Origin of the sequence: Ramlibacter sp. PS4R-6 (assembly GCF_037572775.1) — a bacterium.
Lineage (GTDB): Bacteria > Pseudomonadota > Gammaproteobacteria > Burkholderiales > Burkholderiaceae_C > Ramlibacter.
This window is the reverse complement of record NZ_JBBHKA010000001.1, coordinates 268,643-282,129: the sequence shown is the minus strand read 5'-3', so window position 1 is coordinate 282,129 and position 13,487 is coordinate 268,643. Positions and strand designations below refer to the sequence as shown.

At 68.3% G+C, this 13,487-nt stretch carries 14 protein-coding genes; 7 read left to right on the top strand and 7 right to left on the bottom strand.

Features of this window, described 5'->3' with window-relative positions; translation table 11 throughout:
* On the top strand, nt 1-678 hold the full coding sequence (locus WG903_RS01385) for a molybdate ABC transporter substrate-binding protein (protein WP_340072393.1): 678 nt from the start codon (nt 1-3) through the stop codon (nt 676-678).
* On the opposite strand, the gene htpG is transcribed toward WG903_RS01385, so the two are convergent.
* The gene (gene htpG / locus WG903_RS01380) at nt 675-2,522 is read right to left on the bottom strand and encodes a molecular chaperone HtpG (protein WP_340072392.1); all 1,848 of its coding nucleotides are present in this window, start codon (nt 2,520-2,522) and stop codon (nt 675-677) included. The two genes, WG903_RS01385 and htpG, sit on opposite strands and share 4 nt — an antisense overlap.
* A 107-nt stretch (nt 2,523-2,629) precedes the next feature.
* On the opposite strand from htpG, the gene WG903_RS01375 reads away from it, so the two are divergent.
* Nucleotides 2,630-2,851, top strand: coding sequence for a hypothetical protein (locus tag WG903_RS01375; RefSeq protein ID WP_340072391.1), 222 nt, complete (start codon nt 2,630-2,632; stop codon nt 2,849-2,851).
* Nucleotides 2,852-2,917: 66 nt separating this feature from the next.
* Here WG903_RS01375 and WG903_RS01370 read toward each other — a convergent pair whose 3' ends face one another.
* The 5 genes from WG903_RS01370 to WG903_RS01350 all read right to left on the bottom strand — a co-directional run bounded on the left by WG903_RS01370 (nt 2,918) and on the right by WG903_RS01350 (nt 6,497).
* On the bottom strand, nt 2,918-3,205 hold the full coding sequence (locus WG903_RS01370) for a hypothetical protein (protein ID WP_340072390.1): 288 nt from the start codon (nt 3,203-3,205) through the stop codon (nt 2,918-2,920).
* 163 nt (nt 3,206-3,368) lie between these two features.
* Nucleotides 3,369-4,787, bottom strand: coding sequence for a sensor histidine kinase (locus WG903_RS01365; RefSeq protein ID WP_340072389.1), 1,419 nt, complete (start codon nt 4,785-4,787; stop codon nt 3,369-3,371).
* Complete coding sequence (locus WG903_RS01360) at nt 4,784-5,470, bottom strand: response regulator (protein WP_340072388.1); 687 nt, start codon at nt 5,468-5,470, stop codon at nt 4,784-4,786. The genes WG903_RS01365 and WG903_RS01360 overlap by 4 nt, the downstream gene beginning before the upstream one ends.
* A gap of 10 nt (nt 5,471-5,480) precedes the next feature.
* Nucleotides 5,481-5,699: a hypothetical protein gene (locus tag WG903_RS01355; RefSeq protein ID WP_340072387.1), complete on the bottom strand. Its 219-nt coding sequence runs from the start codon at nt 5,697-5,699 to the stop codon at nt 5,481-5,483.
* Between the two features lie 69 nt (nt 5,700-5,768).
* Complete coding sequence (locus WG903_RS01350; protein WP_340078180.1) at nt 5,769-6,497, bottom strand: pseudouridine synthase; 729 nt, start codon at nt 6,495-6,497, stop codon at nt 5,769-5,771.
* Between the two features lie 63 nt (nt 6,498-6,560).
* On the opposite strand from WG903_RS01350, the gene WG903_RS01345 reads away from it, so the two are divergent.
* Nucleotides 6,561-7,832, top strand: a complete 1,272-nt coding sequence (locus WG903_RS01345) for a glycosyltransferase family 4 protein (protein WP_340072386.1) — start codon at nt 6,561-6,563, stop codon at nt 7,830-7,832.
* Here WG903_RS01345 and WG903_RS01340 read toward each other — a convergent pair.
* Nucleotides 7,829-8,539, bottom strand: coding sequence for a Crp/Fnr family transcriptional regulator (locus tag WG903_RS01340; protein ID WP_340072385.1), 711 nt, complete (start codon nt 8,537-8,539; stop codon nt 7,829-7,831). The two genes, WG903_RS01345 and WG903_RS01340, sit on opposite strands and share 4 nt — an antisense overlap.
* Nucleotides 8,540-8,649: 110 nt before the next feature.
* Between WG903_RS01340 and WG903_RS01335 the strand changes: the two genes are divergently transcribed.
* From WG903_RS01335 to WG903_RS01320, 4 genes are read left to right on the top strand one after another with little or no spacing between them, the layout of a single operon-like run.
* Entirely contained in the window at nt 8,650-10,596 is a 1,947-nt protein-coding gene (locus tag WG903_RS01335) for an AMP-dependent synthetase/ligase (protein WP_340072384.1), read from the top strand.
* A gap of 2 nt (nt 10,597-10,598) precedes the next feature.
* Nucleotides 10,599-11,441 carry an ABC transporter ATP-binding protein gene (locus WG903_RS01330; protein WP_445263620.1) on the top strand — a complete coding sequence of 281 codons (843 nt, stop codon included), beginning with the start codon at nt 10,599-10,601 and terminating at the stop codon, nt 11,439-11,441.
* Between the two features lies 1 nt (nt 11,442).
* Complete coding sequence (locus WG903_RS01325; RefSeq protein WP_340072382.1) at nt 11,443-12,372, top strand: branched-chain amino acid ABC transporter permease; 930 nt, start codon at nt 11,443-11,445, stop codon at nt 12,370-12,372.
* Between the two features lie 10 nt (nt 12,373-12,382).
* A complete protein-coding gene (locus WG903_RS01320; RefSeq protein ID WP_340072381.1) occupies nt 12,383-13,459 on the top strand; it encodes a branched-chain amino acid ABC transporter permease in 1,077 nt (358 codons plus the stop codon).
* Nucleotides 13,460-13,487: the final 28 nt, after the last annotated feature.

Here is a 13,487-nt window from a genome sequence, read left to right as displayed (position 1 = left end):
GTGGCCTTGAAGTTGCTGAGCGGCGGCGCCGCGCAGGCCCTGGTGGGCCGCATGAAGGGCACGCGCGACGTGCAGGGCACGTTCGGCGCCGTGGGCACGATGCGCGACAAGCTGCTGGCCGGCGAGCCCTGCGACGTCGTCATCCTCACGCAGGCGCTCATAGCCACGCTCACGCAGCAAGGCCATGTCGTCGCCGGCAGCGCCGCGCCGCTCGGCGTGGTGAAGACGGGCATCGCCGTCAGGAAAGGCGAGCGCCATCCCGACGTGTCCACCGCGCAGGCGCTGAAGGCGGCGCTGCAGCGCGCGCCGGGCATCTACTTCCCCGACCCGGAGAAGGCCACGGCGGGCATCCACTTCATGAAGGTCCTCACGCAGCTGGGCCTGGCCGTCCCGATGAAGGACCACCTGCGCACCTTCCCCAACGGCGCCACGGCGATGGGCGAGATGGCGCGCGCGCCGGTGCCCGGCGTGATCGGCTGCACGCAGGTCACCGAGATCCTTCACGTCGCGGGCGTGGAACTGGTGGGCCTGCTGCCGAAGGAATTCGAGCTGGCCACCGTCTACACGGCGGCCGTCTGCACGAAGGCGCAGTCGCCCGGCGAGGCGCGCGAATTCGTGCAGCTGCTGGCCGGCGCCGAGGCGGCGGCCGCGCGCGCGGCCTGCGGCTTCGAAGCCTAGGCGAGCAGCGCGTTCACGCGCTTGACGTAGGCCGCCGGGTCTTCCGGCAGGCCGCCCTCGGCCAGCAGCGCCTGGTCGAACAGGATGTGCGCCAGGTCGTCGAAGTGCGCGGTGTCGCTCTCGAGCTTTTTCACCAGGGCATGGCTCGCATTCACTTCCAGGATCGGCTTGACCTCGGGCGCCTTCTGCCCGGCCTGCTTCAGGATGCGCGCGAGCTGCAGGCTCATGGCGTCCTCGCCCACCACCAGGCAGGCCGGCGAATCGACCAGGCGCGTCGTCACGCGCACGTCCTGCGCCTTGTCCTTGAGCGCCGCCTTCAGCTTCTCGAGCAGCGGCTTGAAGGTTTCGGCGGCTTCCTCGGCGGCTTTCTTCTCCGCCTCGTCCTGCAGCTGGCCCAGGTCCACCTGGCCGCGCGCCACCGACTGCAGCGGCGTGCCGTCGAATTCGTTCAGGTGCGACAGCGCCCATTCGTCCACACGGTCGGTCATGAACAGCACCTCGATGCCCTTCTTGCGGAAGATCTCCAGCTGCGGGCTGTTGCGCGCGGCGGCTGCCGTGTCGCCGGTGATGTAGTAGATGGCCGCCTGGCCCTCCTTCATGCGCGCCTTGTAGTCGGCCAGCGACACGTTCACCGCGTCCGACTGCGTCGAGGCGAACCGCAGCAGCTTCGCGATGCGCTCCTGGTTGCCGAAGTCCTCGCCCAGGCCTTCCTTCAGCACCGCGCCGAACTCGGCGTAGAAGGCGTCGTACTTCGACTGGTCCTCGTCCTTCGCCAGGTCCTCGAGCATCGCCAGTACGCGCTTGGCCGAGCCTTCGCGGATCGCCTTCACGTCGCGGCTTTCCTGCAGCAGCTCGCGGCTGACGTTGAGCGGCAGGTCGGCCGAGTCGATCACGCCGCGCACGAAGCGCAGGTAGGTGGGCAGCAGCGCCTGCGCGTCGTCCATGATGAACACGCGCTTGACGTACAGCTTCACGCCCGCGGCCTTGTCGCGGTTCCAGATGTCCAGCGGGGCCTTCGCGGGCAGGAACAGCAGCTGCGTGTAGTCGGTCGCGCCTTCCACGCGGTTGTGCGACCAGGCGAGCGGCGCTTCCCAGTCGTGGCTAATCGCCTTGTAGAACTCGCGGTACTGCTCGTCGGTGATGTCCTTCTTGGGGCGCGTCCACAGCGCGCTGGCCTGGTTGACGCGCTCCCACTCGTCGCCGTCTTCCTTCTTCATCAGGATCGGCAGCGAGATGTGGTCCGAGTACTTGGCCACGATGGCCTTCAGGCGCCAGGCCGAGAGGAATTCCGCGGCGTCCTCGCGCAGGTGCAAGGTGACGCTGGTGCCGCGCTCGGCGCGCGTGATCGCCTCGACCTCGAAATCGCCCGTGCCGGTGCTCACCCACCGCACGCCCTCCTCGGCGGGAAGGCCGGCGCGGCGCGATTCGACGGTGACCTTGTCCGCGACGATGAAGGCCGAGTAGAAGCCCACGCCGAACTGGCCGATCAGTTGCGCGTCCTGCTTCTGGTCACCCGAAAGCTTCTGCATGAACTCGCGCGTGCCGCTCTTGGCGATGGTGCCCAGGTTGGCGATGGCTTCGGCCTGCGACAGCCCGATGCCGGTGTCGGTGATGGTGATCGTCTTCGCCTCGGCATCGAAGCCCACGCGGATCTCGAGGTTGGGCTGGTCGCCGTACAAGGCGTTGTCGTTCAACGCCTCGAAGCGCAGCTTGTCGCAGGCGTCGGAGGCGTTGGAAACCAGCTCGCGCAGGAAGATCTCCTTGTTGGAATAGAGCGAGTGCGTCACGAGGTGCAGCAGCTGCGCGACCTCGGCCTGGAAGGAAAGCGTCTGTTTTTGCGTCATCCCGAAATTGTGCCGCGCGTGACAAATTGACGGAGTGCCGCGGTTTCGATGGGCCGGCCGGCTGGACGGCGCTGGACAGCGGGTGACGGGTTGTTACATTAGGCGCCATGAGCATGGACCTGCTGCCCCTCAAGGCCTTCTCGCTCGAGTCGCGACCGGCGCCCGCCGCCGCGCCCGCGGAAGGCCATACGCTCACGCTGCAGCTGCGCACCGCGCCCGGTGCGATGGCGGGCCGACTCGCGCTGCGCGAGCCGGCGGCGGCCGCGCCCGACACGGTGCGCGTGCGCGTCGCGCCGGCGCCGCAGGAGCCGCTCTACTTCACCCGCTGATTCGCGGCCGCCCAAAAGAAAAGCGCCCCGAGGGGCGCTTCGTTGCTTTCCGGAGGTGCGCGGCGATCAGAAGCCGGCTTCGCCGTAGGCGATGTCGCCGTGGCGCACGGCTTGCGCCAGTTCGGCGCGGTTGTCCACGCGGGGCGTGACGACCACTTGCTTCGCGACGAACGCGGTGCCGATTTCGCCGGTGGCGACCTGGCCCTGGCGGATGGCGGCGAGCGTTTCGGCCTTGACGGCGTCGCGCGAGACGGCGGCTTGCACCGGCGCGTCGTTCACGGTGGCGTAGTCGATTTCGCCGGCGAAGGCGGAAACGGCGGCGAAGGCGGCGAGGGCAACGAGGGACTTCTTCATGATGGGACCTTTCTTCAACAGTGACTGAGGGACTCAGGGAGTTTCTTGACAGCGTTCGGTGCTGTTGATTCGTTTCAGCATCGACCGTGTTGTCACTGTAAAAGCGCGTCTTTAGGTGACGCTTAGCATTGGCTTAGCTGCGTCTTAGCAGCTGCCGCGAAGCTCAGGCGGCTTCGATGCGCGCGACGAGGCCGCTGCGGTCCGTGCGGTTGCGCAGCACGATGCGCAGGCCGCAGCGCTCGGCGGCCGCGCGCGCGATGGCCAGGCCCAGGCCGCTGCCGCGCACGTCGCTGCCCGGCACGCGGAAGAAGCGGTCGAACACGCGCTCCATCATCTCGGGCGGGATGCCCGGGCCGGTGTCGATCACTTCGATGGCGGGCTTGCCGTCGATGCAGGACACGTGAACGTCGACCACGCCGCCTTCGGGCGTGTAGCGCAGCGCGTTCTCGATCAGGTTGTCGATCACGCTGCGCAGGTCGCCGGGCGAGCAGTGCCACGGCGCGGACGCCGCGCCGCCGCCGGCCACGCCGAGGTCGATGCCGCGCTGGTCGGCCAGCGCGATCAGCGCGCCGATGCTCTCGCGCACCTGCGCGTTCAGGTCCATGTCGCGGCGCGCTTCGGCCGCGTCGGCCTCCTGGCGCGTCATCTTCAGCATCTGGTCCACCAGGCGCGTGGCGCGCTGCACGCCGCCTTCGAGCTGCGCGAAGCTTTGCTGGCACGACTCGGCCGGGATCTCGCGGCGCAGGTTCTCCAGCTGCAGCGACAGGGCTGTGAGCGGCGTGCGCAGCTCGTGCGCGGCGTCCTGCACGAAGCGGCGCTTGGCGTCGAAGGCGTTGCGCAGGCGCGTGAGCAGGCCGTTGAAGGAGATGACCAGCGGCTGGATCTCGTGCGGCACGCGGTCCAGCGGCAGCTCGGTGATGGTGTTGAAGTCCTGCGTCTCGGCCTTGCGGCCGATGTCGGTGACGGCCAGCGATACGGCGCGCGCCACGCCCCACAGCACGAAGATCGCCAGCGGCAGCAGGATCAGCACCGGCGCGAGCGACGCCACCGCCTGTTCCACCGCGAGGTGCTTGCGGAACACGCCGCACTGCAGGACCTGCACGCGCTTGCCGGTGCCGCTGGCCACGGTGGTGTACACGCGCCAGTCCTTGCCGTCGGCCATGACGTTGCTGAAGCCGGAGCCGGCCTGCAGCGGCGCCTGCAGCTGCGGCCAGGTGGACTTGGCCAGCGTGCCGTCCTTGTCCCAGACCTGCACGATGTACATGCCCCACTTCTCGATGCGCTCGGCCGACAGCGGCGGCGGCATCAGGTCGCCTTCGTGGCCCGAGAGCGACTGGCCCAGCTGCTCCATCTGCGTGTCCATGAACTCGTTGACCATGCGCCCATGGCTGAAGTACGAGAACGCGGCCGAGGCGAAGCCGACCACCAGGAACAGCGGCACCAGCCACAGCAGCAGCGCGCGGCGCAGCGAACACATGCGACCGTGGGGGAACACGCGCGCGTGCCAGGCCGTGTGGCCATGGCCATGCGCATGGGAAGGGGGATGCGGGTGCGCGATCGCCCCGCCATGCATCTTCATCATGGCTGGGCCTGCGGGCTGGCGGTTGCGGGAGCGGTGATGCGCCAGCCGAGGCCGCGCACGTTGCGGATGGTGTCCTGCCCGAGCTTGCGGCGCATGCCGTGGATCAGGACGTCGACCGCGTTGCTGCTCACTTCCTCGCCCCAGCCGTAGATGCGGTTTTCCAGCTGTTCGCGCGAGAGGATGGCGCCGGGCCGCTCCAGCAGCGCGTGCAACAGGGCGAACTCGCGCTGCGACAGCTGCGAGCGCTCGCCTTGCACGATGACTTCGCGCGTCGTCAGGTCCAGCTGCAGCTCCGGCGAGCCGATCAGCGAGTGCGCGGCGCCGTCGCGGCGGCGGATCACCGCGCGCATGCGGGCCAGCAGCTCGCGCAGTTCATAAGGCTTGACCAGGTAGTCGTCGGCGCCGACGTCCAGCCCGGTCACGCGCTGGTCGACGCCGTCGCGCGCCGTGAGCACCAGGATGGGGGTGTGGTCGCCCGTGCTGCGCGCGTGGCGCAGCACTTCGATGCCGTCCTTCTTGGGCAGGCCCAGGTCGAGCAGCACGCAGGCGTAGTCGCCGTCGGAAAGCGCGCTTTGCGCCAGTGAGCCGTCCTTGACCCAGTCGACCGACCAGCCTGCGGCCACCAGAGCCGGTTTCAGGCTCTGGCCGATCATCTCGTCGTCTTCGACCAGCAGGACACGCATGGCTGGATTGTCAGCGCAATCGGTAGCCCGCGTCCCAGCGGGCTTCGCGCAGCTGGTTGTGCAGCAGGACCACGCCGCCCAGGAGGACGGCGAAGAGGGCGAGGGCGCCGACGGCAACCGGCGGCGTGAGGGTCATGCCGAGCACGGCGAGGCCGGCCATGAGGGCGGCGGCAAGGCTGGCCAGCGCGAGCAGGGCCAGGGCCAGGCGGTGGTAGCGGGGCGAGTGCATCGTTTCTTCTCCTCGGCGGCGTTTCGCGGGAGTCTAGGGATGCAGACTTAGGCCCACATTAGTTTGACTTTAGAAGCGTTCGTGGGCGGCCAGGTACCGCCATTGCCCCAGGGGCAGCTGCCCCAGGAGCACCCCGCCGATGCGGATGCGCTTGAGCCCGACAACTTTCAGGCCGACCAGCTCGCACATGCGGCGGATCTGGCGCTTCTTGCCCTCGGTCAGCACGAAGCGCAGCTGCTCCGGGTTCTGCCACTCCACCTGCGCGGGCTTCAGCGGCTTGCCATCCAGGGCCAGGCCGTGGCGCAGGCGCGCCAGCTGCGCCGGCGGGAACGCCGCCTGCACGTTCGCCGCGACGTTGTCGAAGGTCACGCGCACCAGGTATTCCTTCTCGACCTCGCTGAACTCGCCGATGAGGTGGCGCGCGATGCGGCCGTCCTGCGTGAGCACCAGCAGGCCGGTCGAATCGATGTCCAGGCGCCCGGCGGGCGCGAGCCCGCGCGAGTGCGCCGGCGCGTAGCGCAATTTGCTGGGGTCGCCCAGCCAGTGCGTGCGCGCCTGCACCAGCGTCGCGGCCGGCTGGTAACCGTCCTCGGCCTGGCCGCTGACGTAGCCGATCGGCTTGTGGAGCAGCACGGTCACCTGTTGTTGCTGCTCGCCGCGGGCGCGCGGGTCGACCTCGATGCGGGCATCCGGCGCGACCTGCAGCCCCATGACCGCGGGCTTGCCGTCCACGCGCACCCAGCCGCGCGCGATCCAGTCGTCGGCCTCGCGGCGCGAGCACAGGCCCAGTTCGGCCATGCGCTTGTTCAATCGGGTGGTGTCTTCGGGCAAGATGCGGCCGGGAAAGAGGAGACGCGCATTGTGACGCGACTGACGCTCGTGCTGACCGAGTGGCCGCCCGCCGTGGGCGGCATGCAGACGCATGCGCGCCACCTGGCGCAGCACCTCGCGCACCGCGCCGATGCGGTCGAGGTGCTGACCTACCGCGTCACCGACCGCGACCTCGCGCAGCAGGCCGAGCAGTTCGACGCCGAGTGCGGCGTCACGGTGCGCCGCGTGCTCTCGCGCCTGGGCTACTGGCACAACCTCGCGACTGTCGCGCAGCACGCGCGCGATTTCCGTGCCGATGCCGTGTATGCGTCCACCGTGTTCTACGGCTTGCTGCGCGCCCGCATGCCGGTGCCGGTCGTGTGCCGCTCGGTCGGCAACGACGTGCTGCGGCCCTGGCTGGGCTACCCGTACCCGTGGTGCAGCGGGCTCGCGGCCTCACCCGCCTTGCAGCGTGCGATGCGCTGGTGGCTGGAACACGGCCAGCACCCGAACTGGGTCGACCGCGTGCTGCGCGAGGCGCGCGAGCGCGTCATGCGCGCCGCGGCCGCGGGCAACCACGCGATCCTCGCCAACAGCGACTACACGGCCGGCCTGCTGCGCACGATCGGGGTCGCGCCGGAGCGCGTGGACGTTGTCGCGGGCGGTGTCGACGCGCGGCGCTTCGACGCGGATGAGGGAAGGCGCCGGCTCGCGCGTGACGAGCTGGGCTTCGAGGCGGAGGACCGGGTGGTCCTCACGGTCTGCCGGCTCGTGGAGAAGAAGGGCGTCGAGGTGCTGCTCGATGCGGTCGCAGCGCTGCGCGCCGCCACGCCGCGCGTGCGCCTGGTGGTCGTGGGCGACGGCCGCAAGCGCGCCGCCTACGAAGCGCGCGCCGCGGCGCTGGGCCTGCGCGACGCGGTGCGTTTCGCCGGCCGCGTGCCGCACGAGGACATCCCGCGCTACTACTGGGCCAGCGACGTGTTCGCGCTGGCGAGCTACGAGAGCCGCCACGCGGGCGGGCGCGTGCGCGACGTGGAGACGATGGGGCGCGTGCTGTGCGAGGCCAACGCCGCGGGCCTGCCGCTGGTGGCCAGCGCCAGCGGCGGCATCCCGAGCGTGGTGCGCGACGGCGACAACGGACTGCTCGTCGCGCCTGGCGACGCGGGGGCCTTCGCCCACGCGATCGCGCGCGTGCTGCGGGAACCCGCGCTGGCCGCGCGGCTGTCGCGGCGCGGGCGCGAGCGCGCGCAGCACGAATTCGACTGGTCGGCGGTGCTGGGCCGCCACGAGCGCGCGATCGACGAAGCGATCCGCGCGGCCTAGGCCGCGACGGTGGCCCGCAGCGACTGCAGGTCGAGCACGCGCAGCCCGCCGTACTCCACGCGGATCGAGCCTTGCTGCTCCAGCGTCGCCAGCGCCTCGTTCACGCGCTGGCGCGACAGGCCGACGAGGTAGGCCAGCTCCTGCTGCGTGATGCGCAGGACGTCGCCCACACCGGGGAACAGCACGGGATTGAACAGCGCCGCCAGGCTGCGCGCCACGCGCAGGTCGGGGTTGTTCATGCGGTCGATCTCGCGCGCCGAGATGAACTGCGCCAGCCGCTCGTTCAGCTGGTTCATGATGAAGCGGTTGAAGCCGATCGAATGGTCGAGCAGCCAGTGGAAGGTGTCCGCCGGGATGCCCGCGACGATGCTCTTGCGCAGCGCCTGGATGTTGTACCGGTAGACCTCGCGCTTGAGCACCGTGCCCTCGCCGAACCAGCCACCGGGCGGCAGGCCGCTGAAGGTGACCGTGTGGCCGTCGTCGGTGTCGGCGCTCATCTTCAGCAGCCCCTCGATCACGCCGAACCAGTAGGTGACGGGGCGGCCGACTCGGCACACGTAGTCGCCCGGCTGCGCGTCGCTGACGCGGATGGCGGCGGCGGCGGTGCGGTATTCGTCGGGCTTGAGCACCTTCAGCCACGGCACGCCCGCGAGCTCCTCGGCCGTCGCTTCCCGGCGGCGCTGGTGCAGCGTGAGATCGGTGGCCATCGAAGGTTGGAGCGGGTAGGGCCTACTAGGACCTTCCCTAGGATTGTCGTTGCAAAGACAACTTGGCGTCAAAGTCGGTCCTACATTCGCGCCAACCCCGAGCGAAGCCCATGGAGACAACCTTTCCCCGCCTGCTCCTCGCGCATGCCGCGCAGCGCCCGAACGACGCCGCGATGCGCGAGAAGGAGTACGGCATCTGGCAGGCCTATTCGTGGTCCCGCATGGCGAAGCTGGTGGAGCACGTGGCCTGCGGCCTGCACGAGGCGGGCCTCGCGCGCGGCGAGCACATGGTGGTGATCGGCGCCAACCGCCCGCGCCTGTACGCCACCATGCTCGCGGCGCAGTCGCTCGGCGCCATCCCCATCCCGCTGTACCAGGACGCGGTGGGCGGCGAGTGCGTCTTCCCCATCAACAACGCCGACGTGCGCTTCGCCCTGGCCGAAGACCAGGAGCAGGTCGACAAGCTGCTCGAGATTCGCGCGCAATGCCCGCAGCTGGCGCACATCTACTACGACGACCCGCGCGGCCTGCGCAACTACGCCGAGCCGGGCCTCACGTCGCTCGAAGCCCTGATGGCCGCGGGCGAAGCCTACGCGGCGCGGCAGCCGGAATTCTTCCGGGCCGAAGTCGACAAGGCCGTGCCCGACGACGTGGCGGCGATGTTCTTCACGTCGGGTACCACCGGCAATCCGAAGGGCGTCGTGCATTCGCACCGCACGCTGCTCGACCGCGCGCACGCCGGTGCCCTGTTCGACAAGCTCACGCACGCAGAGGAAGTGCTCGCGTACCTGCCGCCGGCGTGGATCGGCCAGAACATCTTTTCGTACGCGCAGTGGCTCGCGTGCGGCTACGTGGTGAACTGCCCCGAATCGGCGGGCACCGTGGCGATCGACTTGAAAGAGATCGGCCCCACGTATTACTTCGCGCCGCCCCGAATCTTCGAAGGCCTGCTCACCACGGTGATGATCCGCATGGAAGACGCGGGCTGGACGAAGCGCACGATGTTCCACAAGTTCATGGACCTCGCGAAGCGCGTGGGCCCGGCGCTGCGGGACAGGAAGCCCGTCGCTTTCATGGACCGCTTGCTGTACGCGATCGGCGACGTGATGGTGTACGGGCCGCTGCGCAACAACCTCGGCTTCTCGCGCGTGCGCGTGGCGTACACGGCGGGCGAGGCGATCGGGCCGGACCTGTTCACGTTCTACCGCTCCATCGGCATCAACCTCAAGCAGCTGTATGGGTCGACGGAGACGGCCGTGTTCGTCTGCCTGCAGCCGGACGACCAGGCGAAGTCCGACACGGTCGGCGTGCCGATCAGTGGCGTCGAGCTGAAGGTGACGGACAGCGGCGAGGTGCTGGTGCGCTCGCCGGGGCTGCTCAAGGGCTACTACAAGAACCCGCAGGCGACGGCCGAAGTGCTCACGGCCGACGGTTGGTACCACACGAACGACGCAGGCTTCCTCGATGCGCAGGGGCACTTGAAGATCATCGACCGCGTGAAGGACGTGGGCCGCATCAAGGGCGGCGCGTACGACGGGGCGATGTTCGCGCCCAAGTACGTCGAGAACAAGCTGAAGTTCTTCCCGTACATCAAGGAAGTCGTGGCCTACGGCGACGGCCGCGAACTGGTGTGCGTGATGATCAACATCGACTTCGAAGCCGTGGGCAACTGGGCCGAGAAGCGCGGCCTGCCGTATGCGGGCTACACCGACCTGGCGCAGAAGCCCGAGGTCTACGCACTGATCAAGGAATGCGTCGAGAAGGTCAACGCCGACCTGTCGGCCGACGAGCGCCTCGCGGGCTCGCAGGTGAGCCGCTTCCTCATCCTGCACAAGGAGTTGGACGCCGACGACGGCGAGCTCACGCGCACCAACAAGGTCCGCCGCGGCTTCATCGCCGACAAGTACCTGGTGCTGGTCGATGCCTTGTACGGCGGCAAGAAGGAACAGTACGTCGAGACGCAGGTGAAGTTCGAGGATGGCCGCACCGGCAAGGTGGCGGCCACGTTGAAGATCGAGGACACGAAAGTGTTCCAGCCCGTGAAGGCGGCCGCATGAACATGGTGACCGAAGCAGAGATCGCCGCCGCGAAAGAGCAGGCCCTGGCCGTCTCTCCCACGACCGGCCGAAAGATCGGCGACGTGATCCTGCACGTCGACAACATCTCGCTGGCGTTCGGCGGCGTGAAGGCGCTCACCGACATCTCGTTCGACGTGCGCGAGCACGAGGTGCGCGCGATCATCGGCCCCAACGGCGCGGGCAAGAGCTCCATGCTCAACTGCATCAACGGCGTGTACCAGCCGCAGCAGGGCTCGATCACCTTCCGTGGCAAGACGTTCAAGCACATGAACCCGCGCGAAGTGGCCGAGATGGGCATCGCGCGCACGTTCCAGAACCTGGCGCTCTTCAAGGGGATGAGCGTGCTGGACAACATCATGACCGGCCGCAACCTGCGCATCAAGAGCAACCTGCTGCTGCAGGCGATCCGCATCGGCCCGGCCGAGCGCGAGGAAATCCGCCACCGCGAATTCGTCGAACACATCATCGACTTCCTGGAAATCCAGGCGTATCGCAAGACGCCCGTGGGCCAGCTGCCCTACGGCCTGCAAAAGCGCGTGGACCTGGGCCGCGCGCTGGCGATGGAGCCCAAGCTGTTGCTGCTCGACGAACCCATGGCCGGCATGAACGTCGAGGAAAAGCAGGACATGTGCCGCTTCGTGCTGGACGTGAACGACGAGTTCGGCACGACCGTGGTGCTGATCGAGCACGACATGGGCGTGGTGATGGACATCAGCGACCGCGTGGTGGTGCTGGACTACGGCAAGAAGATCGGCGACGGCGCCCCCAACGACGTGCGCGCCAACCCGGACGTCATCAAGGCCTACCTCGGAACTTCACACTGACATGGGCTTCTTCCTCGAAACACTGATGGGCGGCCTGATGACGGGCATGCTGTATTCGCTCGTGGCGCTGGGCTTCGTGCTGATCTTCAAGGCCTCGGGCGTCTTCAACTTCGCGCAGGGCGCGATGGTGCTGTTCGCGGCGCTGGCGATGGCTCGATTCGCGGAATGGCTGCCGAAGTGGCTGGGCTTCCAGAACCCGATCCTTGCCAACGTGCTGGCGTTCATCGCGGCGGGCCTGGTCATGTTCGCCGTCGCCTGGCTGATCGAGAAGCTGGTGCTGCGCCACCTCGTCAACCAGGAAGGCGCGACGCTGCTGATGGCGACGCTGGGCATCACCTACTTCCTCGACGGCGTGGGCCAGTCGATCTTCGGCAACGACATCTACAAGATCGACGTGGGCATGCCCAAGGACCCGACCATCGTGCTGGAGTCCACCTTCCAGGGCGGCGTGCTGCTGTCCAAGGAAGACATGATCGCGGCCGTCATCGCCGCAGCGCTGGTGGGCCTGCTCACGCTGTTCTTCCAGAAGACCAGCACGGGCCGCGCGCTGCGCGCGGTGGCCGACGACCACCAGGCCGCGCAGTCCATCGGCATCCCGCTCAACCGCATCTGGGTGATCGTGTGGTGCGTGGCGGGTGTCGTCGCGCTCGTCGCCGGGATCATCTGGGGATCGAAGCTCGGCGTGCAGTTCTCGCTGGCGACCGTTGCGCTGCGTGCGTTGCCTGTCGTGATTCTCGGCGGCCTCACGTCGGTGCCCGGCGCCATCATCGGCGGGCTGATCATCGGCGTGGGCGAGAAGCTCTCGGAGGTCTACATCGGCCCGATGGTCGGTGGCGGCATCGAGATCTGGTTCGCATACATGCTGGCGCTGCTCGTGCTCCTCGTCAGGCCGCAAGGCCTGTTCGGGGAGAAGATCATCGACCGCGTCTGAGGCACCGACCATGATCTACCGCGAAAACGGCCAGTTCAAGACCAGCTACCGCGCCGACCAGCAGATCTTCCCGATCCTGCAGGACCGGTGGGTGATCGCCGCCTTCATCCTCGCGTCGTTCATCCTCGTGCCGATGCTCGCGTCGGACTACATGTTCCGCGCCATCCTGATCCCCTTCGTGATCATGTCGCTCGCCGCGCTGGGGGTGAACATCCTCGTCGGCTATTGCGGGCAGATTTCGCTGGGCTCCGGCGCCTTCATGGCGGTGGGCGCCTACGGCGCCTACAACATCATCATGCGCATCGACGGCATGCCGCTGGTGCCGGCCATCCTGCTGGGCGGCCTGTGCGCGACGGTGTTCGGGATGATCTTCGGCCTGCCCAGCCTGCGCGTGAAAGGCCTGTACCTGGCGGTCGCGACGCTGGCGGCGCAGTTCTTCGCCGACTGGATGTTCCTGCGCATCAAGTGGTTCACGCTCAACACGCCCTCGGGCTCGGTGGCCATCTCCAACCTGCAGGTCTTCGGCTTCCCGATCGAGAGCGCCCACGCGAAGTACGTCTTCTGCCTGGCGTTCCTGGTGGTGATGGCGCTGCTGGCGAAGAACCTGGTGCGCAGCGCGATCGGCCGCGAGTGGATGGCCATCCGCGACATGGACGTCGCGGCGGCCGTGATCGGCATCCGCCCCATGTACGCCAAGCTCACGGCCTTCGCGGTCAGCTCCTTCATCGTCGGCGTGTCGGGCGCGCTGTGGGCCTTCGTCTACCTCGGCGCGTGGGAGCCGGCGGCCTTCTCGGTCGACATGTCCTTCCGCCTGCTGTTCATGGTGATCATCGGCGGCATGGGCTCCATCGTGGGCAGCTTCTACGGCGCGGCCTTCATCACGGTGCTGCCCATCTTCCTGAGCCAGGCGCTGCCCGCCGTGGGTGCGGCTTTCGGCGTGACGATCTCCACCGCCGGCATCACGCATGCCGAGTTCATGATCTTCGGCGCGCTCATCGTCTGGTTCCTGATCGTCGAGCCGCACGGTCTCGCGAAGCTGTGGTCCATCGGCAAGCAGAAGCTGCGCCTGTGGCCCTTCCCGCATTGATTTCACTGGTGTCGTTTCAACCTATACA

Excerpts from the sequence above, each read along its gene's own strand:
- WG903_RS01375 (WP_340072391.1), top strand. The coding sequence starts at position 2,630 with ATGAGCATGGACCTGCTGCCCCTCAAGGCCTTCTCGCTCGAGTCGCGA.
- WG903_RS01340 (WP_340072385.1), bottom strand. The coding sequence starts at position 8,539 with ATGGCCACCGATCTCACGCTGCACCAGCGCCGCCGGGAAGCGACGGCC.
- WG903_RS01360 (WP_340072388.1), bottom strand. The coding sequence starts at position 5,470 with ATGCGTGTCCTGCTGGTCGAAGACGACGAGATGATCGGCCAGAGCCTG.
- WG903_RS01325 (WP_340072382.1), top strand. The coding sequence starts at position 11,443 with ATGGGCTTCTTCCTCGAAACACTGATGGGCGGCCTGATGACGGGCATG.
- htpG (WP_340072392.1), bottom strand. The coding sequence starts at position 2,522 with ATGACGCAAAAACAGACGCTTTCCTTCCAGGCCGAGGTCGCGCAGCTG.
- WG903_RS01370 (WP_340072390.1), bottom strand. The coding sequence starts at position 3,205 with ATGAAGAAGTCCCTCGTTGCCCTCGCCGCCTTCGCCGCCGTTTCCGCC.
- WG903_RS01365 (WP_340072389.1), bottom strand. The coding sequence starts at position 4,787 with ATGATGAAGATGCATGGCGGGGCGATCGCGCACCCGCATCCCCCTTCC.
- WG903_RS01355 (WP_340072387.1), bottom strand. The coding sequence starts at position 5,699 with ATGCACTCGCCCCGCTACCACCGCCTGGCCCTGGCCCTGCTCGCGCTG.
- WG903_RS01350 (WP_340078180.1), bottom strand. The coding sequence starts at position 6,497 with ATGGCCGAACTGGGCCTGTGCTCGCGCCGCGAGGCCGACGACTGGATC.
- WG903_RS01330 (WP_445263620.1), top strand. The coding sequence starts at position 10,599 with ATGGTGACCGAAGCAGAGATCGCCGCCGCGAAAGAGCAGGCCCTGGCC.
- WG903_RS01320 (WP_340072381.1), top strand. The coding sequence starts at position 12,383 with ATGATCTACCGCGAAAACGGCCAGTTCAAGACCAGCTACCGCGCCGAC.
- WG903_RS01335 (WP_340072384.1), top strand. The coding sequence starts at position 8,650 with ATGGAGACAACCTTTCCCCGCCTGCTCCTCGCGCATGCCGCGCAGCGC.